The sequence below is a fragment of the Streptomyces sp. NPDC046215 genome, from assembly GCF_040646215.1.
GTDB lineage: Bacteria > Actinomycetota > Actinomycetes > Streptomycetales > Streptomycetaceae > Streptomyces > Streptomyces stramineus.
Genome location: NZ_JBEYZW010000112.1, coordinates 1 through 21,692, shown reverse-complemented (window position 1 = coordinate 21,692; position 21,692 = coordinate 1). Strand labels below are relative to the sequence as shown.

Genomic DNA, 21,692 nt, shown 5'->3' with positions numbered 1-21,692 from the left:
GGGGACCGGCCGGTCCCCGCACGACCGGGGTCAGGGGCGCTGCTCGCCCTGCGCCTGGATGGCGGTGATGGCGACGGTGTTCACGATGTCCTGGACCAGGGCACCGCGCGACAGGTCGTTGACGGGCTTGCGCAGGCCCTGCAGGACCGGGCCGACCGCGACCGCGCCGGCCGAGCGCTGCACGGCCTTGTAGGTGTTGTTCCCCGTGTTGAGGTCCGGGAAGACCAGCACGGTGGCCTTGCCCGCGACCTCGGAGCCGGGGAGCTTGGTCGCCGCGACGGCGGCGTCCACGGCGGCGTCGTACTGGATCGGACCCTCGACCAGCAGGTCCGGGCGGCGCTCGCGGACCAGCTCGGTGGCCCGGCGGACCTTGTCGACGTCCGCGCCGGAACCCGAGGTGCCGGTGGAGTACGACAGCATCGCGATCCGCGGCTCCACGCCGAACTGCGCGGCCGTCGCGGCGGACTGGATGGCGATGTCGGCGAGCTGCTCGGCGTTCGGGTCGGGGTTGACGGCGCAGTCGCCGTAGACCAGGACCCGGTCGGCCAGGCACATGAAGAAGACCGAGGAGACGATCTGGGCGCCCGGCGCCGTCTTGATGATCTCGAAGGCGGGGCGGATGGTGGCGGCGGTGGAGTGCACCGCGCCGGAGACCATGCCGTCGGCCAGGCCCTCCTGGACCATCAGCGTGCCGAAGTACGACACGTCGGCGACCACGTCGTGCGCCAGCTCCACGGTCATGCCCTTGTGGGCGCGCGCCTTCGCGTACAGCTCGGCGAAGCGCTCGCGCAGCGGCGAGGTCTGCGGGTCGATGAGCTGCGCCTCGGCCAGGTCGATGCCCAGCTCGCCGGCGCGCTTGCGGATGGCGTCCTCGTCGCCCAGCAGGGTGAGGTCGCAGACGTCGCGGCGCAGCAGCACGTCGGCGGCGCGCAGGACGCGCTCCTCGGTGCCCTCGGGCAGCACCACGCGGCGGCGGGCGGAGCGGGAGCGCTCGATCAGCTCGTGCTCGAACATCATCGGGGTGACGCGGCCGGAGCGGGCCACGGAGATCCGGTTCGTCAGCTCCGTGGTGTCCACGTGCCGCTCGAACAGGCCGAGCGCCGTCTCCGCCTTGCGCGGCGCGAAGGCGTTGAGCTTGCCCTCGACGGCGAAGAGCTCGGCCGCGGTGGGGAAGGAGCCGCCGGGCACGGCGATCACCGGGGTACCGGGGGCGAGCCGGCCCGCGAGGGCCAGGATGTCCGGACCGGGCCGCTCGTCGAGGGTGAGCAGCACACCGGCTATGGGCGGCGCGCCCGCGCTGTGCGCGGCGAGGGCGCCGATGATCAGGTCGGTGCGGTCGCCGGGGGTCACCACCAGGCAGCCGTCGGTCAGGGCCGGCAGGAACGCCGGCAGCATCGCGCCGCCGAAGACGAAGTCCTTGGCGTCGCGGGCGAGCCCGGCGTCGTCGCCGAGGAGCACGTCGGCGCCGAGCTTGCGGACGATCTGCCCGACCGTCGGCGCGGACAGCGCCGCGTCCTCGGGGAGCGCGTAGCAGGGCACGGGCAGGCTCGCGGCGAGCCGCTCGGCGACGGCCTCCCGGTCGGCCGGGGCGACCCGGTTGACGACGAGGGCCACGACGTCGCAGCCCAGGGCCGCGTAGGCGCGGTAGGCGTTGCGGGCCTCGGCGCGCACCGCCTCGGCCTCCTGGTCCTGGCCGCCGACGACCGTGATCACGGAGGCGCCGAACTCGTTGGCGAGCCGCGCGTTGAGGGCCAGCTCGTCGGGGAGGGTGGTGTCCGCGTAGTCGGTGCCGAGCACCACCACGTACTCGTACTCCCGGGCCACCGCGAGGAACCGCTCGACCAGCGCCTGGACCAGCTCGTCCGTGCCGCGCTCGGCCTGGAGGGAGGACGCCTGCGCGTAGGAGAGGCCGTAGACGGACTCCGGGGACTGGCCGAGCCGGTAGCGCGACCTCAGCAGGTCGAAGAGCCGGTCGGGGCCGTCGCCGTGGACGAGGGGGCGGAAGACGCCCACCCGGTCCACATGGCGGGTCAGGAGCTCCATGACTCCCAGCTCGATGACCTGGCGGCCGTCGCCCCGGTCCGTCCCGGTCACGTACACGCTGCGCGTCACGCGTGCTCTCCTTGCTCCATCGCCGTTTTTCATGCGGTTTTCATGCGGTAAAAAATTACCCGTTATGGTGGGCCTGCCCTCTTGACAATACCTGCGCCCCTGGATAAGGCGCGCGTCAGTAGGTGGTTCCCGGGGTGCGGCACTACCTCCCGGCCCGTGAAACAATCGGTTCGGCTCACATGTACCAGTAGCGAGCAGGAGACACAGCCAGATGCGCATCGGAGTCCTCACCGCAGGCGGCGACTGCCCCGGCCTGAACGCTGTCATCCGCTCGGTGGTGCACCGCGCGGTGGCCGGCCACAACGACGAGGTGATCGGCTTCGAGGACGGCTTCAAGGGTCTGCTCGACGGCCGCCACCGCAAGCTCGACCTGGACGCCGTCAGCGGCATCCTGGCCCGCGGCGGCACCATCCTCGGCTCCTCCCGCCTGGAGCGCGCCCGGCTCCGCGAGGCGTGCGAGAGCTCCAAGGAGCTCGCCCGCGACCTCGGGATCGACGTGCTGATCCCGATCGGCGGCGAGGGGACGCTCACCGCGTCCAAGATGCTCTCCGACGCGGGCCTGCCCGTCGTCGGCGTGCCGAAGACGATCGACAACGACATCTCGGCCACCGACCGCACCTTCGGCTTCGACACCGCCGTGGGCGTCGCCACCGAGGCCATCGACCGCCTCAAGACCACCGCCGAGTCCCACCAGCGCGTGATGGTCGTCGAGGTCATGGGCCGCCACGCCGGCTGGATCGCCCTGGAGTCCGGCATGGCCGGCGGCGCGCACGGCATCTGCCTCCCGGAGCGCCCCTTCGACGTCGCCGACCTGGTCGCGATGGTCGAGGAGCGCTTCTCGCGCGGCAAGAAGTTCGCCGTCATCTGCGTCGCCGAGGGCGCGCACCCGGCCGAGGGGTCGATGGAGTACGCCAAGGGCGCCATAGACCAGTTCGGCCACGAGCGCTTCGCCGGCATCGGCACCAAGCTCGCCGTCGAGCTGGAGAAGCGCCTGGGCAAGGAGGCCCGCCCGGTCATCCTCGGCCACGTCCAGCGCGGCGGCACCCCCACCGCGTACGACCGCGTCCTCGCCACCCGCTTCGGCTGGCACGCGGTCGAGGCCGCCCACCGCGGCGACTTCGGCAAGATGACGGCGCTGAAGGGCACCGACATCCACATGGTGCCGCTGGCCGACGCCGTCACCGAGCTCAAGCGGGTGCCGGAGAACCGGATGGACGAGGCGGAGTCGGTCTTCTAGAGCCCGCCGCCTGCACTGGACGCTGACGCGAAAGCGACGCGCGGCCCCCGGACGAACCGGGGCCGCGCGCCGCTTTTCCGTATGCCTCGGGCGCTCCCTAGCGCTTGAGCAGCTCGACGACGCCGGTCACATCCCCGCTGCCGTTCCCCTCGGCGACCAGCCGGTCCATCAGCGGTTGCAGCGGGGCGATCAGCTCCGGGCTGACGCCCTGGTCCTCGGCGGTGCGCAGGAGATTGCCGAAGGCCGCCGCCTGCATCGCCGCGTTGGAGACGACCCCGTTGACGTAGTCGCCCGTCTCGACCTGCCGGGCGAAGTGCGGGATCCCGCCCGCCATCGCCCCGATCCAGTCCGCCAGCAGCGGCCCGAACGCGTCGGCCGGCACCTTCTCCGTGCTCGTCAGGGCCAGGGCGTGGAACACGCCCGAGAACATTCCGTACATGCCGCTGAGCAGCGCGATGTCGTACAGCGCGGCCAGCCCCGGGTCGGTGCCGACGAAGTGGGCCGCGCCCAGGCGCTCCAGCGCCGGGCGGTGGGCTTCGAAGGCGTCCCGCGCACCGCTGTAGAGGAGGAACGCCTGCTCGGTCCCGATGCCCGGCGGGACGGCCATGATGCCGCCGTCCACGTAGGTGATGCCGTGCTCCTCGGCCCAGGCGGCCAGCTCGCGGGCCTGCGCCGGGGTGCCGTTGGTGAGGTTGACCAGCGTGCGGCCGGCCAGCTCGGCCACGGCGCCGTCCAGCGTCTCGTGGACGGAGGCGTGGTCCAGCAGGCAGGCCACGATCAGCTCGTTGGCGGCGACCGCCCCGGCGGCGGTCTCGGCGGCGGTGGCCCCCAGGGCGAGCAGCGGCCCGGCCTTGCCCGGCGTGCGGTTCCACACCGTGACCGGGTGCCCGCCGGTGAGGAAGGCGGTGGCCAGGGCCTTGCCCATGGCGCCCAGGCCGAGGACGGTGACGGGGGAAGGACTCATGAGGGGTGCTCCAGAAGGGTGCGGGGTGATGGGCTCGGCGCGCCTTCATCAGAGTGGTCGACGGCCCGCCCCGCCTCAAGTACGCACTAAAAAGTGGGCACTTACCTTGAGGTGAGTGCCCACGCGGCGGGCCGGCCCCCACGGTGGGGGCCGGCCCGCCGTACCCCGGCCGGTTACTGCGCCCCGATCGACTCCAGCATGTTGAGCTTCGCGGCCCGGCGGGCCGGCCAGACCGCGGCCAGCACGCCCACCGCGAGCGCGAGCAACAGGAACACGGCGATCCGGCCCCACGGCACGGTCATCGAGTACTGCGGGAACGACGACCGCACCAGGTGCCCGCCGGACCAGGCCAGGAAGATGCCGACCCCGACGCCCAGCACCGCGCCGAACATCGCGATCATCACGGACTCCAGGCGCACCATCTGCTTGACGCCGGTGCGCGCAAGGCCGATCGCGCGCAGCATCCCGATCTCCCGGGTCCGCTCGAACACCGACATCGCCAGGGTGTTGACGACGCCGACGATCGCGATGACGACGGCCATGCCCAGCAGTCCGTACATCATGTACAGGATGTCGTCGATGTCCCCGGCTTCCGAGCGGCGTAGGTCCTCCTGGCTCTGCACCTTGATGAGCGGGTTGCCGCCGAGGGTCTGCTTGATCTTGGCGCGGAGCTCGCCGGCCTTGCCGGGGGCCGCCTTCACCAGCACCTCGTCGTCCCGCACCTTCTCCAGGTGCGGGTCCACCAGGGAGGGGGTGGCGAGGACGGCGGAGAGGACGTCGTTCTCGGCATAGACCGCGGCGACCTTCGGCGTGGCCTTCTTGCCGTCGTAGAAGTCCATCGGCAGGGTGGCCCCGACCTTCAGGCCGCGCTCCTCGGCGTACGCGTCGGACACCGCGACGGTGCCCTCCCGCACGTCGGCGGCCGAGCCGCTGACGAACCGCACGTCCGCCACCTTGCCGATCGACGCCGCGTCCGCGGCCTTGACGAGCGCGGGGCTGTGCGACGACTGGAAGCCGATCGAGCGCAGCGGGACCGCGGCGGTGACGCCGGGCTCCTTCGCCAGGGTCCTGGCGATGTCCGTGGAGAGGCCGCCGAAGTGCGCCGACGTCACCTTGTAGTCGGCCGTCAGGTCCTGCGGCCCCATCTTCGCGACGCCCTGGTCGGCGGAGACGGCGACCACGGTCAGACCGGTCATCAGCGCGAGGCCGATCATCAGCGCGGAGGCGGTCGCGGCGGTGCGGCGCGGGTTGCGCAGCGCGTTCTCCGCGGCGAGCTTGCCGCTGACCCCGGTCAGCCGGCCCGTCGCCTTCGCGAAGAGGCGGACGAACGGGCGCGAGAGCAGCGGCGCCAGGACGATGACGCCCGCCATGGTCAGGGCGGAGCCGGCCATGGCGATCTCCAGGCCGTCGCTGTCCTTGAGCGTGGTGACGTACAGCATCACCGCGCCACCGGCGGCGGTCAGCACCGCGCCGAGGGCGTTGCGCACGAGCAGGCCGCGGGGGGCCGGCGGCGCTTCCGCGGCGGCCAGCGCCTCCACGGGGGCGATTTTCGCGGCCTTGCGGGAGGGCAGCCAGGCGGCCAGGACCGTCACCGCGACGCCGACGCCGAGGGCGGTGAGCGCGGACACCGGCTCGATCACCAGCGGCCCGTCGGGCAGGCCCGCCCCGGCCGAGTTCAGCACCGCGCGCAGGCCGGTGGCGACGCCGAGGCCCCCGGCGAAGCCGGCGGCGGAGGCGGCCAGGCCCAGCAGCCCGGCCTCGATCAGCACCGAGCGCACCACCTGCCGGCGGGACGCGCCCACCGCGCGGAGCAGGGCGATCTCCCGGCTGCGCTGGGCGATGAGCATGGTGAAGGTGTTGGCGATGATGAAGACGCCGACGAACAGGGCGATGCCCGCGAACGCCAGGAAGGTGTTGCGGATCGAGCTGGTCTCCTTGTCGATCGCCGTGGACTCCTCGGCCGCCAGCTCCTTGCCGCTCTGCGTCCGGAAGGCGTCCTTCGGCAGCGCCGCGCGGACCTCGGCGGTCAGCTTCGCCTGGTCGGTGCCGGGGGTCGCGGAGACGATGAGCTCGTCGAACTGCCCCGGAACGCCGAGGAGTTTCTGCGCGGTCGCGGTGTCGAACAGGGCGAGGCTGCCGCCCGCGCTCACCTTCGGGTCGTCCGTCTCGGCGATGCCGACGAGCTTCTTGGCCATGACGGGCCCGTCGACGGCCAGCCGGACGGTGCCGCCCACCCGGGCGCCCGTCTTCGCGGCGGTCTTCGCGTCGAGGACGATCTCGCCCTCGGCGGCGGGGCCCCGGCCCTTGACGATCGGGTAGCGGCTGTCCTTGCCGTTCGCGCCGGGCACGAAGTTGGCGCCGGAGCTGCCCCATTCGCTGCCGGCGGGGTTGTTCTCCTTGTCGGCGACCATCACGGTGCCGCTCACCGACGGGCGCACGAAGGCCACGCCGGGCAGGGCGCGGACGGACTCCACCACGCGGGAGTCGAGGGCGTCCTCGGACTTCATGGCGGTGGTGGCCCGGCCGGCGGTGACGGAGACGGCGACGTCGTCGAGGCTCTTGGACATCTTGTCGCGGAAGGCGCTGCCGACGGAGTCGCTGAAGACGAGGGTGCCGGAGACGAAAGCCGTGCCGAGGAGGACCGCGAGGGCGGTCATCATCAGCCGGGCCTTGTGCGCGAGGAGGTTGCGCAAAGCGGTACGGAACACGGTGCTGAGTCCTGGAGGTGGGTGGGGAGGGCGGGCGGCGGAGCGGGGGCGGGGGCCCGGTCAGCTCGTGCGGCCCTTGGCGTCGAAGCGCTTCATGCGGTCCAGGACCGCGTCCGCGGTGGGCTCGCGGATCTCGTCGACGACGCGGCCGTCGGCGAGGAAGATCACGCGATCCGCGTAGGAGGCGGCGACCGGGTCGTGGGTGACCATGACGACGGTCTGCTGCAGGGCCCGGACGGACTCCTGGAGGAAGCCGAGGAGTTCGGCGCCCGAGCGGGAGTCGAGGTTGCCGGTCGGCTCGTCCGCGAAGATGATCTCGGGCCGGGCGGCGAGCGCGCGGGCCACGGCCACGCGCTGCTGCTGGCCGCCGGAGAGCTGGCTCGGGCGGTGCGCGAGGCGCCCGGAGAGGCCGACGGTCTCGACGACCAGGTCCAGCCACTGCTGGTCGGGCTTGCGGCCCGCGATGTCCATGGGGAGGGTGATGTTCTCCAGCGCGGTCAGCGTCGGCAGCAGGTTGAACGCCTGGAAGACGAAGCCGATCCGGTCGCGGCGCAGCCGGGTCAGCTGCCGGTCGCCGAGCGAGGCCAGCTCGATGTCACCGATGCGGGTGGAGCCGGAGGAGACGGAGTCCAGGCCGGCCATGCAGTGCATCAGCGTGGACTTGCCCGAGCCGGACGGGCCCATGATCGCGGTGAACTCCCCGCGGCGGAACTCCGCGGACACCGAGTCCAGGGCGGTCACCCGGGTCTCGCCCTGCCCGTAGACCTTGCTCAGGCCCGTGGCGCGGGCGGCGATGGCACCGCCGGGGGCGGGGGCGGGGGAAACAGGGAAAGCCGTCGCGTGGGACACGAGGTCTCCTCCGGGAGATATGCGGGCGAAAGGGGACGGAAGGTCGATGGCGTCGAGGCGCCCACCGGGGGCGCAATGGCCGGAATCGACTGCTCCAATTCTCTGTAGCCCTCGGCCCCGGAAGCGTCAGCCGTACGGCCTGAAAGCCGTACGACCTCAAGGGCGACGGGGCCGCCTCCGCGTAGTACTCCGGACGGACGCCGTCATCCTCAAGACGCACGGCGGCCCGCGCGGCGCGTCAGGGCCGTGCGGGCCGGTACCGGGGGCGTGCCGCCTATCCCCGCAGCGTCCGCGAGGGTGCGTGCCCGTAGCGCTGCTGGTAGGACGCGGCGAACCGGCCCAGGTTGCCGAACCCCCAGCGGTAGGCGACCTGGGCCACCGTGACCGCGGCGTTCCCGCGGCCGGCCGCGAGGTCCCGGTGCGCCCGGCCGAGGCGGACCTCCCGCAGATAGCCCAGCGGTGTGGTGCCCAGGTGCCGGCGGAACGCCTCCTGCAGGGCCCGGGGGCTGCACCGGCCCGCCGTCGCGAGGTCGGCCAGCGTCAGCGGCTGGTCGGCCCGCTCCTCCGCCAGCGCCATCGCCCGGCGCACCGCCCCGTGCGCCACCGTCCCCGGCCGCTGGGCCTCCACCCCCTCGGTGACGAGCTCGTGCGTCTCCATGAGCACGGCCGCCGTCGCGTGCGTCAGGTGGGAGGCGACCAGCGGGCTGGTGCGCGCGACGCCCTCGCCGAGCACCTCCCGGTGCACCGCCGCGGACACCCCCTGCCAGCTGCGGGCGGCCCCGGGCGAGGTCGCCCCGGCGAGGGTGAACCGGGCCCGCAGCGGCCCGTCGAGGCCGAGCAGGTCGGCCGCCGCCTGCTCCACGGTCTCCCGGTCCAGCCGCACCGTCGTCATCCGGGCGCCGGGCGCCCAGTGCACCTGGAAGCTGCGGTACGGGTCGAGCACGTACGTCTCGCCGGGGCCGACGACGCGTTCCTCCCGGCCGGGGGAGATCACCCGCACCCGGCCCCGGACCATCTGGCAGACGAGCAGGTAGGAATCGAGGGGCTGGGGCGCGACGAGGGTCTCGGCGCCGTACTGCAAGCCGGAGACGGTCACCCCCGGGAAGCTGCCCTCGGCGTACCAGGCGGAGAATTCCTTGGGGTCGCCCAGCACGCTGAGCTGGTACGGACTGTAGGCGGAGCTGATGATCTCCCGGGTCTCGTCGAGATCGTTGCTGAGTACGAGCGTGCGCATGTTTCCGGGGGCGTTGGGGCCTACACCGGGTTCGGTCATCAGGCTTCCCTCAAGTGCCCGCGTTCTCCGGACAGGAGCCGCGTTTGGCGAGTAGCCGACAGGTGGCCCCGTTAGTACCGTTCTGCATGTTCGCAGTCAAGGCGGGGGCCGTCCGCGGGGAGCGTTTCGGGACAGGCCCGGCCGGTGCGAACGCGGCCCTGGATAGACGGGGGACATTCAGGGCCGCCGCCAGAGGGGGTGCCCCGCCGTCAGCGGACGACGGCGGGGCTTTACCGTGCGCCCGGACCCGCTCAGCCCTTGACCGCGCCGCCGAGCGTGAAGCCGCCGCCCAGCCGCCGCGCGACGAGGGTGTACAGCAGGACGACGGGCGTGGAGTACAGGATCGAGAACGCGGCCAGCTGCCCGTAGGCGACCTGCCCGTAGTCCCCGAAAAAGGTGAACACCGTGACGGACGCGGGGAGTTGCTCCGGGGTGAGCAGCAGGAGGAACGGGACGAAGAAGTTGCCCCACATCAGCGTGAAGCAGTAGATGGTCACGACGCCCACCCCCGGGGCCATGAGGGGCAGGACGACGCGGCCCAGGGTCTGGAGCCAGCCGGCGCCGTCGGTCCACGCGGCCTCCTCCAGGGCCTTGGGGACGTCGTCCATGAAGTTCTTCATCAGCCAGATCGCGAACGGCAGTTGGGTGGCGGCCATGAACAGGGCCGTCCCGTGGACCGTGTCCACGAGGTTGACCTGCACGAAGAGCCCGTACACCGGCACCATGACGGCGGTGATGGGCAGGCAGGTGGAGAACAGGACGGTCAGCAGGTACGGGCGGTTGAAGCGCGACCGGAAGCGGGACAGCGGATAGGCGGCGAGGGCCGAGCACGCCACGGTGAGGGCGGTGGCGCTGCCGCACAGCACGAGGCTGTTGAGCATGGGGGTGAAGGTGATCTCGTCCGTCAGCACCGCCGAGAAATTCTCCGTCGTCAGCGACGGGGGAAGGCGCACGCGCAGCCCGGCCTCCGGGTCGACCGAGGCCAGCAGCAACCAGACCAGGGGCAGGGCGAAGGCGGCGATGACGAGCAACAGCGCGGCATCGGCGGCGAGCCGGCGGCGGGCGGGCCGGTCGAGCAGCGGGGGGCGCGGGGCGCGTGGGGGCATGACGTCCTCCGGGGAACGGGCGGGTCCTTGCCTTCTGTGCCGGGGTCCTCTCTCCCGGGGTCTGCTCCACCGGGGTCTTCTCCGCCGGGCCGCGCGGCTGTGCCCCTCGGTCCCGGGCGGTCTCAGCCGCCGGCCGCCTCCAGGCGCCACCACTGCGCCGGGCTGTCCTTGTCCTCCCACTGCTGGACGTTGGTGCCGGGTTCCGTTCCCGCGTCGGCGGCGTCCAGGAGCAGGCCGCTGACGTGGTTGATCAGGGTGACCGTGTCGGGCGCGTCGAGGTGCCGTTCCACCAGCCACTCCTGGGCGCCGTAGTTATTGGCCTTCCACTGCTGCACGTTCGCGCCGTTCTCCGTGGAGGCGCCCGTGACGTCGAGCCGCTTGCCGCTGCCGGCGTTCTCGAAGTGGTGCACCCCGCTGCCGGGGTGCACCGGGCTCACCCGCCAGATCTGCGCCGGCGTGCCGTCGTCCTTCCCCAGCCGGACATTGGCTCCGCTGCCCTTGCGGCCGTCCTCGACCTCCAGCAGCAGGCTGCTGTGGACGTTGCGGACGTAGTACGTGCCCTCCATGGGTCCCCCTCGGATCAGCTATTCGAACATCTGATCGTACTGGGAGTTCGCTGATCAGACCTCCTCCCGCAGCAGGCGCAGGTACACCGCCGAGAACACCGCGCCCACCAGCAGCAGGAGCAGGGCGACCGCCGTGCCGTAGCCGATCAGTGACTTCAAGAATGCCTGGTCGTACATGAAGACCGGCAGCGTCCGGCTCCGGTCGCCCGGCCCGCCGCGCGTCATCGCCCAGATGAGACCGAAGACCGAGAGGGTCTGCAGCGTGTTCAGCATCAGGTTCGTGGCGATCGAGCGGCGGATCATGGGCAGGGTGATGTGCCAGAACCGGCGCGGGCCGCTCGCCCCGTCCACCTCGGCCGCCTCGACGACGTCCCGGGGGATCCCCGCGAGCGCCGCGGAGTAGACGAGCATGGAGAACGCCGTCCCCCGCCAGACGTTGGCGCACGACACCGCCAGGATCGGCAGGGTGAACAGCCAGTTCTGCGAGGGCAGGTGCAGCCAGTCCAGGACCGCGTTCAGGGTGCCGCGCCGGTGGAAGAAGGTGTACAGCAGGAAGCCCGCCACGATCTCCGGTACCACCCACGCCGCGATCACCAGGGCGCCGGTCAGCGCCCGGACGGGCCGGGACGCGCGGCGCATCAGCGCCGCGAGGGCGAAGCCCAGGCTGTTCTGCCCGATGACCGACGAGAACACGGTGAACAGCAGCGTCAGCCACACGGCGGTGCGGAAGCCGTCGTCGGCGAAGGCGCGCCGGAAGTTGGCGAAGCCGACGAAGGACGCGGACGCCTGGCCGGTGAGCTGGGTGTCGGTGAAGGCCAGGTAGACGCAGTACGCGAGGGGCCCGGCGAGGAAGAGCAGCAGCAGGAGGGTGGCCGGTGCGAGCGGCAGCCAGCGGGCCGCCCGCCGGGCAGCGTGCGGGCGCGCCTTCGGGGGCGCGGCGGTGGCGGCCACTCACTTCTCCCTGACGAGCACGCCGCCGCTCCCGGCGATCGACTTCAGCGCCTCGTCGTAGCGCCGGGCGGCCTGCGCCGGGGAGGCGTCCCCCGTGGTCACCGACTCCATGGCGTCCCTGATCGCACTGGACACCCGGGGGTAGACGGGCAGCGTGGGGCGGTAGTGGGTGTACTTCACCAGGCCGGTGAAGAACGCCGTACCGGGCATCGACTTCAGGTACCCCGGGTCCGCCGCCACGTCGTCGCGGACGGCGATCTGCCCGTCCCGCACCGCCCAGGCCGCCGCGTTCTCCCTCGTCTGGAGCGTCTCGATCACCTGCCAGGCCAGGTCCGGCTTCGCGGACTTCGCGGTGACCGACCACGTCCAGCCGCCGGACATGCTGACCGCCCCCGGCGCCGCGCCGCTCTGCGTGGGGAAGGGCGCCCGGCCCATCACCTCGGGCCAGGCCGGCCAGGGTTTGCCGCCGGACGGCTGCCAGAACTTGCCCAGCCAGTTGCCGTCCAGGGCGATGGCGAGCTTCCCGGCCGGCAGCCATTCGGTGGCGACGCGGGCGTCGACGTTGGGGTCGAGGGCGTCGGAGGGGTCCGGGCCGAGCTTCTCGCCGTACACGGTGCGGATGAACTCCAGCGCGTCCGTGAACCCCTTGCCGCCGGCCACCCACTTCTTCGCCGCCGGGTCGTAGAGCGGGTCCTTGCCCGTGCCGTACAGCAGCATCTCGAAGCCCTGCATGGTGGCGGCCTCACCGGGGCTCTTGCCCGTGTACACGTTGATCGGTGTCACGCCGGGCGCCTCGCGCTTGACCGTCCGGGCCGCGTCGAGGACGTCCCGCCAGGTGCGGGGCTTCCAGTCGGCGGGGAGCCCGGCCCTGGCGAAGATCTCCTTGTTGAACCACAGGCCGCGGGTGTCCGTGCCGTCCGGCACCCCGTACGTCCTGCCGTCCTCCGCCTTCACCGCCGCCTTCGCGGTCGGGGCGAAGCGCTCCCAGTCCTTCCAGCCCGCCAGCTTGTCGTCCAGCGGTCTCAAGTACCCCGCCTCGATGTCCGAGTTGAGCTGGAACGTGTCCTCGCGGACCACGTCCGGCGCGGTCTTCGGCGACCGCATCATCTGCTGGATCTTGGCGTAGTAGTCCGTCTGGGACGCCTGGATCGGGACGAGCTTGAGCTTCTTGCCCCGGTGTTCGCGTTCGAACTGCTTCTTGATCCCGGCCAGGTACCCGTCCATGATCCGGGCCTTGGCGTCGGTGCTGCGCTGGTAGGCGATGCGCACGGTGCCGGGGCCGCCATCCGCGCCCCCGCCGCAGGCGGTGAGCGGGACGGCGGCGGCGAACGTGGCGGCGGCGAGGAGCAGGGCGGTGGGGCGCACGGGCACGACCTCCTACGAGCTCGGCGGGCCGCCCGGCCGGTCCCGGTGCGTGCCGGGCCGGCCCGGCCGGGCGGCCGGCACCTTCGTGAAGTCCTACGTTCCCTCGTTGACGCCGCCGCACGCGTGCGGGCCGGCGTTCCGCCCTACCGGGTCAGCCAGCGGTAGCGCAGTTCGGGCCGCCCGATCTGCCCGTAGCGGGGGGTGCGGGCGGCGCGGCCCGAGGTGACCAGGTGCTCCAGGTAACGGCGGGCGGTGATCCGGGAGATGCCGAGGGCCTCGGCGGCGGCGCCCGAGGAGATGCCGTCGCCCCCCGCCGCCCGGATCGCCCCCGTGATCGTCTGCAGGGTGTCCAGGCTCAGGCCCTTGGGGAGCGCGGCCGGCTGCGGGGCGCGCAGCGCCGACAGCGCCCGGTCCACCTCGTCCTGGCCGCCGGCCTCGCCGACGACCGCGCGGAACTCCGCGTACCGGGTGAGCCGGTCGCGGAGGGTCGCGAACGTGAAGGGCTTCAGGACGTACTGGACGACTCCGAGCGAGACGCCCTCGCGGACGACGGCGAGGTCGCGCGCCGACGTCACCGCGATGACGTCCGCGGTGTGCCCGGCGGAGCGCAGGGAGCGGACGAACTGCAGGCCGTGCCCGTCGGGGAGGTAGAGGTCGAGCAGCAGCAGGTCCACAGGGGTCCGCTTGAGGAACTGCGAGGCGTCCCCCCGCGTGTGCACCACGCCCGCCACCGTGAAGCCCGCGACGCGCCCTACGTAGAGCGCGTGCGCGTCAGCGGCCACGGGGTCGTCCTCCACGACGAGTACCCGGATCGGTGGCGGGTCGATCGTCCGCGGCGTGCTCATGCGGGGGCTCCCGGGGCGGCTGAGGTGGCGGGGGCGGCGGCCCGCAGGGGCAGCCGCACGGAGAACTCGGCACCGCCGCCCGCGGGCGCGGCCACCGAGACGGTACCGCCGTTGCGGCGCGCGGCCTGCCGGACGAGCGCGAGCCCGAGCCCGCGGCCGTGCGGCGCGGTACCCGGCGACTTGGTGGACCACCCCCGCCGGAAGACCTCGTCCACGGCGTCCGGGGCGACCCCGGGCCCGGTGTCGGCGACCCGGAGCAACAACTCCACACCGTCGGTTCGCACGGTCACGGTGACGCGCCGGTCCGCCGCGGATCGCTCGCCGGACTCTGCCCGGCCCGACGCGACGGGCTCTCCCGGGGCCCCCGCCCCCGGCTCCGCCGGCAGGCCCGCCCGGCCGGTGCCGGGCCGCTCCGCCCCACCCCCGTACGCCCCGTACGTCACGTCGAAGCCCGCCGCAGGCGACACCGCGTCCACCGCGTTGTCGATCAGATTGCCCAGGATCGTCACCAGGTCCCGCGCCGGGAGACACGGCGGCAGGACGCCGTCGTCGATGTGGGTGTCGGGGGCGAGGACGAGCTCGACCCCGTGCTCGTTGGCCTGGGCCGCCTTGCCGAGGAGCAGCGCCGCGAGGACCGGCTCCGCGACGGCGGCGACGACCTGGTCGGTGAGCGCCTGGGCGAGCTCCAGCTCGGCCGTGGCGAAGTCGACGGCCTCGTCCGCGCGGCCGAGTTCGATGAGGGAGACGACGGCGTGCAGCCGGTTCGCCGCCTCGTGCGCCTGCGAGCGCAACGCCTCCGCGAAGCCGCGCACCGAGTCCAACTCGCCCGTCAGCGCCTGGAGTTCGGTGTGGTCGCGCAGGGTGACGACCGTGCCGCTGCGCTCCCCGCCCGATACCGGCGAGGTGTTGACTACCACGATCCGGTCGGCGGTCAGGTGGACCTCGTCCACGCGCGGCTCGCCCGACAGCAGGGCCTCCGTCAGCGCCACCGGCAGGCCCAGGCCGCCGACCGGACGGCCCACCGGGTCGCCGCCCAGGCCCAGGAGCTCCCGCCCGCCGTCGTTGACGAGGGCGACGCGCCCCTGCCCGTCGAGCATCAGCAGCCCCTCGCGCACCGCGTGCAGGGCGGCCTCGTGGTAGTCGTGCATCCGGCTGAGCTCGGTCGCGTTCATGCCGTGCGTATGGCGGCGCAGCCGCGCGTTGAGGAGGTACGTGCCCGTCCCGCCGAGGGCGAGCGCCCCCAGCGCGACGCCCAGCAGCGCGACGAGCTGCCGCCGGACCTCCGCGCTGATCGCGTCGACGGTGATGCCCGCGCTGACGAGCGCGGTCACCCCGTCCCCGGGCCCCCCGCCGGTGACCGGCGCGACGGCCCGCACCGACGGGCCCAGCGTCCCGGTGTAGGTCTCGGAGAACGTGCGCCCCTCCAGCGCCGGGCCGGTGTGGCCGAGGAAGGGCTCGCCGATCCGCCGCGGGTCGGGGTGGGTCCAGCGGATGCCGCCCGGCGCCATGATCGTCACGAAGTCGACGCCGGTGTCGCGCCGCACCCGCTCCGCGTACGGCTGGAGGGCGGCCGCCGGGTCCGCCGAGCGGACCGCGTCCCGTACGGCCGGGGACGCCGCGACGGCCGCCGCGGCGGCCGTCACCTGACGGCGCGCGGCCTCCTCGGCCTGGTGCCGGTCGGCCAGGTACGCGAAGGCCGCGCAGCCCGCCACCACGGCGGCGACCAGCACGGTCTGTATCGCGAAGAGCTGCCCCGCCAGGCTGCGGGGGCGTATGCGGGGTCTGCGCATGGCGGACAGTCTGCACCGGCCCGGCGCCGTGAACGTAATGCACGCAAGGGTGACCGCAGTCACATACACGTGCATAGTCACCGGAGCCCCACCCGCCGGGAGAGGCGGGGCAGCGGGGCCGCGACGACGAGGAGACACCCGTGACAGCGCAGTCACCGCCGGGCGGCACGGCCCGCAGAGGGCCGGACCGCACCCACTACCTGTACCTCGCGGTGATCGCCGCGGTGCTCGTCGGCATCGCGGTCGGCTTCGCCGCGCCGGGCGTGGCCGTCGAACTCAAGCCGCTCGGCACCGGCTTCGTGAACCTGATCAAGATGATGATCTCGCCGATCATCTTCTGCACGATCGTGCTCGGTGTCGGGTCGGTGCGCAAGGCCGCGAAGGTCGGCGCGGTCGGCGGCCTGGCCCTCGGCTACTTCCTCGTCATGTCGACCGTCGCCCTCGCCCTCGGCCTGGTGGTCGGCAACATCCTGGAGCCCGGCAGCGGGCTGGAGCTGACGGACTCCCTGCGCCACGCCGGCGAGGCCCAGGCCAAGGGCGCGCACGAGTCGACGGCGGACTTCCTCCTCGGCATGATCCCGACCACCATGGTCTCCGCCTTCACCGGCGGCGAGGTCCTCCAGACCCTGCTGGTCGCCCTGCTCGCGGGCTTCGCCCTGCAGGCCATGGGCCCGGCGGGCGAGCCGGTCCTGCGGGGCATCGGGCACGTCCAGCGGCTGGTCTTCCGCATCCTGGCCATGGTGATGTGGGCGGCGCCGGTGGGTGCCTTCGGCGCCATCGCGGCCGTCGTCGGCGCGACGGGCGTGGACGCGCTCAAGTCCCTCGCCGTCATCATGATCGGTTTCTACATCACGTGCCTGCTGTTCGTGGTCGTGGTGCTCGGCGCGCTGCTGCGGCTGGTGGCCGGGGTGAACATCTTCGCGCTGCTGAAGTACCTGGGCCGCGAGTTCCTGCTGATCCTCTCCACCTCCTCCTCGGAGTCGGCGCTGCCGCGCCTGATCGCGAAGATGGAGCACCTGGGCGTCAGCCGCCCCGTCGTCGGCATCACCGTGCCGACCGGCTACTCCTTCAACCTCGACGGCACGGCCATCTACCTGACGATGTCCTCGCTCTTCGTCGCCGAGGCCATGGGGGAGCCGCTGTCGCTGAGCCAGCAGATCTCCCTGCTGCTGTTCATGATCATCGCTTCGAAGGGCGCGGCGGGCGTCACGGGCGCGGGCCTGGCCACCCTCGCCGGCGGCCTGCAGTCCCACCGCCCCGAACTCGTGGACGGCGTCGGCCTGATCGTCGGCATCGACCGCTTCATGAGCGAGGCCCGGGCCCTGACGAACTTCGCGGGCAACGCGGTGGCGACGGTGCTGGTCGGCACCTGGACCAAGGAGATCGACAAGGGGCGCGTGGACGACGTCCTCGGCGGCCGCCTCCCCTTCGACGAGGCCACCCTGGCGGGCGACGGCCACGGCCACGGCGACGGCCCGATGCCGGAGCAGCGGGTGGAGGCGGCCCCGAGCACCCGCTAGGCGGGCAACGGCCCACCGGGAACTGCGAGCCTCAGGACCGCCGCCCCGCCGTGTGCGCCAGGATCGCCGCCGCCAGCGGACCGTGCACCTCGCGGGGCAGGGCGTGGCCCATGCCGGGGATCTCGACCACCCGCGCGCCGCGGACCGCCTGGGCGAGGTGCCGCGCGTGCGGCGGCGGGAAGACCGGTTCGGCCGGGGCGGAGGTGACGAGCACGGGCACGTCCGTCGCCGCCAGCGCGGCCGTGCGGAGCATGCCCGAGTCGTCGGCGCGGCCGTGCGCGGTGCCCGCCCGATAGTGGCCCGTGTGCGCGATGATCCGCCGCTCCAGGGCGCGGAAGTACTCCGCGTCGAAGGGCAGGAGCCCGCCGGCCAGAACCCGCCAGTGTTCCACCCGCCGCTCCAGCTCCGCCTCCGCTCCCCGGTCCTCGACGGGCCGGGACCACATCTCCAGCACCTCCGGGGCGATGCCCGGCAGTTCGCCGGGTGTCCCGTCCGGGCGCGTGTACGGGGTGGTGCTGAGCGCGCACGTCCCCATCAGGGTGGCGCTGAGCAGCCGGCCGGGGTGGTCGGCGATCAGTAGCTGGGCCAGCATCCCGCCCAGGGACAGCCCGACGACGTGGGCGCGGGCGACGCCGAGCCCGTCCAGGACCGCGATCGCGTCGTCGGCGAGGGCGGTGACGGGGTAGGGGCGCTCGTCGAACGCCCAGGTGGAGCGGCCGGTGTCGCGGTGGTCGTAGCGGATCACCCGGTGGTGGACCGCGAGCGCGTCGACCAGCTCCTCCGGCCACCCCGTGCCGGACGCCTGCGCGCCCATGATCAGCAGGAGCGGGGGAGCGCCGGCGGCACCGCGCTCCTCGGCCCACAGGCGGACGCCGGGCGCCACGTCGATGAAGTGCTCCATGGGGTGCCTCCCGAGGCCGAGCCGACAAGTCGAGACGGTTCGTCTCGCCAGATGCAATGTAGCGCATCCGTCATCTCGCCATGTCCTGAAGCGCCCCTGTCGCACCGCTGTACACCGTGCGTATGGTCCTCGGCGCGTTACTCACGAGTCCAAGTGGCCCCAGGGAGGCCGGGCATGGCGGAAGACGGACGGACGCCCCGGAGAAAGGTGGCTGTCGCACTGGTGGTGAGCATGTCCTTGCTGCCGGCCCTGAGCGGCTGCTCGGCGGAAACGGTCTCGCCCGGCAGCGCCCGGGCCCACGCGGAACCCGGAAGAGCGGCGGCGGTCGGAACGGTCGACTGCCGCAAGGCCACATGCATCTCCCTCACCTTCGACGCCGGACCCGGCAAGGACACCCCGAGGCTGCTGGACATACTGAAGGAGCAGAAGGTTCCGGCGACGTTCTTCCTCCTCGGCCGGGACCACGTCGACCGCTACCCCGACGTCGTGCGGCGCATCGCCCGTGAGGGCCACGAGGTGGGCAACCACACCTGGTCCCACCGCCGGCTCGACAAGCTGAAGCCCGCCGCGATCCGCGAGGAACTCTCCCGCGCCCAGGACGCCATAGCGGCCCTGACCGGCCGCCGCCCCGTCCTGATGCGCCCGCCCCAGGGCCGCACCGACGGCGACGTCTCCAAGGTCAGCAAGGAGCTGGGCCTCGCCCAGGTGCTCTGGAGCACCACCGCGAAGGATTACTCCACCACGGACCCGGACCTCATCCGCCGCCGCACCCTCAAGGCGGCCACCCCGGACGGCATCATCCTTTTGCACGACATATACGACGGCACCGTGCCCGCCGTCCCGGGCATCGTCGACGCGCTGAAGGCCGACGGCTACACGTTCGTCACCGTCTCCCAACTCCTCGCGCCCGGCGCCCCGCGCCCGGGGGCGGTATACCGGCCTCAGCGGTAGGTTGGGGCCGCCGATAAGGGGCAAAACGGGCTGGCGGTGTCCCGAACCTACCGCTGACTCCCGCTATCGCAGCCGGGCCACCAGCTCGGCCGCCTCCGCCGCCGGCAGGCCCGAGGCCGTCAGCGTGGTGACCGCCGCCGAGCGGCCCGCCTCCTCCGGCGCGAGGACGCCGTCGTTGACCGCCTGCATCAGACCGAAGAGCACCTGCTCGCGGACGTAGGCCAGGGCGTCGGCCGGCAGGGGCGAGGAGAAGCGCCCCTCTTCCAGACCGCGGCGCAAAACGGCCGCGCCCTCGCGCCGGACCGGCTCCAGGCGCTTGCGGATGCCCTCCATGGTGACGCTGCGCTGGGCGAGTGACACCAGCAGGCGGTAGCCGTCGGCGATCTCCCAGACGGCCAGGGTCGAGCGGGCCAGCGCCTCGGCCGGGTCGGTCACCCCGTGCAGCGCGGCCGCGTGGGCGGCGCCCACGGCCTCGGCCGCGTCGTCGACGAGCGCGCCGATCAGCGCCTCGCGGCTCGGGAAGTGCCCGTAGACCGTCCGCCGTACGACGCCTGCCGCGCGGGCGATCTGATCCATGCTCACGTCCGCGTCGCGCAGCAGCTCGGCGAGCGCGACGTCCATGATGCGGCGGCGATTGGCGTCCGCTCTGCCGGCCATTGGGTCTCTCCTCGATCGGGCGTCCCGGAAGTTCGCCGGCGACTCGCGGCGGGCCGCTGGGTTCATTTTGCACACCGCTGGGCAGACGCGTAAATTGCACAGCAGTGTGTAATTGCACAACGGTGTGCAACTCGAAAAGATGTGGAAAGGGGGGCCGATGGGCCTCGCGATGTCGACACCGGTCGACGAGATGGACGGTCCGTACAAGAAGCGCTGGGCGGCGCTGGTAGTCCTGTGCCTCAGCCTGCTGATCATCGTGATGGCGAACACGTCGCTGACGGTGGCGGCCCCGGACATGGTCAAGGACCTCGGTCTCGGCAGCTCCGACCTCCAGTGGGTCATCGACGCCTACACCGTCCCGTACGCCGCGCTGATGCTGATCCTGGGCGCCGTCGGTGACAAGTACAGCCGCCGCGGCGCCCTCGTGCTCGGCCTCTTCGTCTTCGGCGCGGCCTCCGTCGCGGGCTCGCTGGTCGACAGCTCGGCCGGGGTCATCACGGCGCGCGCCGTCATGGGCGTCGGCGCCGCCATGATCATGCCGGCCACGCTGTCGCTGCTCGCCGCGACCTTCCCGCGCGAGGAGCGCGCCAAGGCCATCACCATCTGGACCGCCACGGCCGGCCTCGCCATCGCCGTCGGCCCGCTGGTGGCCGGCGCGCTGCTGGAGGACCACGGCTGGTCCTCGACGTTCCTCATCAACGTGCCGATAGCCGTCCTCGGCATCATCGGCGCGCTGCTGCTCGTGCCGCCGTCCAAGGCGGGCCGCACCGGGGACGATGCCAAGATCGACTACATCGGCGGGCTGCTGTCCGTCCTCTGGGTCGGCTCGCTGATCTACATGATCATCGAGGGGCCGCACTTCGGCTGGGGCACCGGACCGATCGTCGCGGCCGTGCTCGCCGGCGCCGGCCTGATCGCCTTCGTCCTGTGGGAGCTGCGCCACCCGCGCCCGGTCCTGGACGTGCGCCGCTTCGCCCAGCGCGCCTTCGCCGGCTCCACGCTGGCCGTCGCGCTGTTCTTCCTCGCCGTCTTCGGCGCGTTCTACTACCTCACCCAGTACCTCCAGTTCGTGCTGGGCTACTCGCCGCTCGACACGGGCATCCGGATGCTGCCGCTGGCCGGCACCGTCTTCGTGGGCGGCGCGCTGACCGCCCTGCTGACGCCCAAGGTCGGCATGAAGGCCACCGTCGCGCTCGGCATGACGGTCGGCACGGTCGCCATCGCCCTGCTCACGCGCGTCGACGCGAACTCCACGTACGACGACTTCCTGCTGCCGCTGATGATCCTGGGCCTGGCCATCGGCCTGTCCCTGTCGCCCTGCACCAACGCCATCATGGGCTCCTTCCCGGAGGACCAGCTGGGTGTCGGCGGCGCGGTCAACAGCACCTCCATCGAGATGGGCGGCTCGCTCGGCATCGCCATCCTCGGCACGGTGCTGGCCAACTCCTACTCCGACAACCTCTCGGACGCCGCGCGCAAGGTCGCCGCGGGCGGCGGCCCGAAGCTCCCGGCCGACGCCCTGTCGACCGCGCAGGACTCGGTCGGCGCGGGCCTGGCCGTCGCCAAGGAGGTCGGCAAGCAGGTCGCGGCGGGCGCCGCGCCCAAGGTCGGCCAGGAGAAGGCCGCGGCCATGGGCGCCCAGCAGGCGCAGACCGTGGTGGAGGCCGTGCACAAGGCGTTCGCCGACGCCGTCGCCCACACCAGCGTCATCGGCGCGGTCGTGCTCGGCGCGGGCACGGTCCTGGTGGCCTTCCTGCTGCCCCGCCGCCCGAAGCCGGAGGCCGCCGAGGCCCCGGCCGAGGCGGGCGGCGAGCCGGAGGCCGCGAAGAAGTCCGGCGAACGGGTCTGACGCCCGGCCGGATGCGGCGGCGCCCCGTAACCCTGGTCAGGGTTACGG

General features: G+C 72.9%; 17 protein-coding genes. 4 read left to right on the top strand and 13 right to left on the bottom strand.

The genetic code is table 11. The features are described from left to right. Window positions 1-30: 30 nt before the first annotated feature. Window positions 31-2,112: a phosphate acetyltransferase gene (gene pta / locus ABZ951_RS30645; RefSeq protein ID WP_344092760.1), complete on the bottom strand. Its 2,082-nt coding sequence runs from the start codon at window positions 2,110-2,112 to the stop codon at window positions 31-33. A 211-nt stretch (window positions 2,113-2,323) separates the two neighbouring features. Between pta and ABZ951_RS30640 the strand changes: the two genes are divergently transcribed. Next, window positions 2,324-3,349, top strand: a complete 1,026-nt coding sequence (locus tag ABZ951_RS30640) for an ATP-dependent 6-phosphofructokinase (RefSeq protein WP_344092762.1) — start codon at window positions 2,324-2,326, stop codon at window positions 3,347-3,349. A 97-nt stretch (window positions 3,350-3,446) separates the two neighbouring features. Here ABZ951_RS30640 and ABZ951_RS30635 read toward each other — a convergent pair whose 3' ends face one another. The 10 genes from ABZ951_RS30635 to ABZ951_RS30590 form a co-directional block, all read right to left on the bottom strand. Next, the gene (locus tag ABZ951_RS30635; RefSeq protein WP_344092765.1) at window positions 3,447-4,313 is read right to left on the bottom strand and encodes an NAD(P)-binding domain-containing protein; all 867 of its coding nucleotides are present in this window, start codon (window positions 4,311-4,313) and stop codon (window positions 3,447-3,449) included. 173 nt (window positions 4,314-4,486) lie between these two features. After that, window positions 4,487-7,021, bottom strand: a complete 2,535-nt coding sequence (locus ABZ951_RS30630) for an FtsX-like permease family protein (protein WP_344092767.1) — start codon at window positions 7,019-7,021, stop codon at window positions 4,487-4,489. 60 nt (window positions 7,022-7,081) lie between these two features. After that, complete coding sequence (locus tag ABZ951_RS30625; RefSeq protein WP_344092769.1) at window positions 7,082-7,870, bottom strand: ABC transporter ATP-binding protein; 789 nt, start codon at window positions 7,868-7,870, stop codon at window positions 7,082-7,084. A gap of 274 nt (window positions 7,871-8,144) precedes the next feature. After that, complete coding sequence (locus tag ABZ951_RS30620) at window positions 8,145-9,143, bottom strand: AraC family transcriptional regulator (protein WP_344092771.1); 999 nt, start codon at window positions 9,141-9,143, stop codon at window positions 8,145-8,147. 251 nt (window positions 9,144-9,394) lie between these two features. Then, entirely contained in the window at window positions 9,395-10,249 is an 855-nt protein-coding gene (locus tag ABZ951_RS30615; protein WP_344092773.1) for a carbohydrate ABC transporter permease, read from the bottom strand. A 122-nt stretch (window positions 10,250-10,371) separates the two neighbouring features. Then, the gene (locus tag ABZ951_RS30610) at window positions 10,372-10,815 is read right to left on the bottom strand and encodes an RICIN domain-containing protein (RefSeq protein WP_344092775.1); all 444 of its coding nucleotides are present in this window, start codon (window positions 10,813-10,815) and stop codon (window positions 10,372-10,374) included. Window positions 10,816-10,869: 54 nt separating this feature from the next. Continuing rightward, complete coding sequence (locus ABZ951_RS30605) at window positions 10,870-11,766, bottom strand: sugar ABC transporter permease (protein ID WP_344092777.1); 897 nt, start codon at window positions 11,764-11,766, stop codon at window positions 10,870-10,872. Next, window positions 11,767-13,131, bottom strand: coding sequence for an extracellular solute-binding protein (locus ABZ951_RS30600; RefSeq protein ID WP_344092779.1), 1,365 nt, complete (start codon window positions 13,129-13,131; stop codon window positions 11,767-11,769). A gap of 143 nt (window positions 13,132-13,274) precedes the next feature. Beyond that, entirely contained in the window at window positions 13,275-13,976 is a 702-nt protein-coding gene (locus tag ABZ951_RS30595) for a response regulator (RefSeq protein ID WP_344092781.1), read from the bottom strand. Further along, window positions 13,973-15,766: an ATP-binding protein gene (locus ABZ951_RS30590; RefSeq protein ID WP_344092783.1), complete on the bottom strand. Its 1,794-nt coding sequence runs from the start codon at window positions 15,764-15,766 to the stop codon at window positions 13,973-13,975. The genes ABZ951_RS30595 and ABZ951_RS30590 overlap by 4 nt, the downstream gene beginning before the upstream one ends. 212 nt (window positions 15,767-15,978) lie before the next feature. Between ABZ951_RS30590 and ABZ951_RS30585 the strand changes: the two genes are divergently transcribed. Continuing rightward, the gene (locus ABZ951_RS30585) at window positions 15,979-17,286 is read left to right on the top strand and encodes a cation:dicarboxylase symporter family transporter (protein WP_344092798.1); all 1,308 of its coding nucleotides are present in this window, start codon (window positions 15,979-15,981) and stop codon (window positions 17,284-17,286) included. Window positions 17,287-17,317: 31 nt separating this feature from the next. On the opposite strand, the gene ABZ951_RS30580 is transcribed toward ABZ951_RS30585, so the two are convergent. Beyond that, on the bottom strand, window positions 17,318-18,187 hold the full coding sequence (locus ABZ951_RS30580; protein WP_344092785.1) for an alpha/beta hydrolase: 870 nt from the start codon (window positions 18,185-18,187) through the stop codon (window positions 17,318-17,320). Between the two features lie 174 nt (window positions 18,188-18,361). Between ABZ951_RS30580 and ABZ951_RS30575 the strand changes: the two genes are divergently transcribed. Next, entirely contained in the window at window positions 18,362-19,138 is a 777-nt protein-coding gene (locus tag ABZ951_RS30575; RefSeq protein ID WP_344092787.1) for a polysaccharide deacetylase family protein, read from the top strand. Window positions 19,139-19,201: 63 nt separating this feature from the next. Here the strand turns inward: ABZ951_RS30575 and ABZ951_RS30570 are convergent, their stop codons facing one another. Beyond that, window positions 19,202-19,795, bottom strand: a complete 594-nt coding sequence (locus ABZ951_RS30570; protein WP_344092790.1) for a TetR/AcrR family transcriptional regulator — start codon at window positions 19,793-19,795, stop codon at window positions 19,202-19,204. 157 nt (window positions 19,796-19,952) lie between these two features. Here ABZ951_RS30570 and ABZ951_RS30565 point away from each other — a divergent pair, with 157 nt between their 5' ends. Then, window positions 19,953-21,644 (top strand): MFS transporter, encoded by a 1,692-nt coding sequence (locus tag ABZ951_RS30565; protein ID WP_344092792.1) that lies wholly within the window; start codon window positions 19,953-19,955, stop codon window positions 21,642-21,644. The last annotated feature ends 48 nt before the right edge of the window (window positions 21,645-21,692 follow it).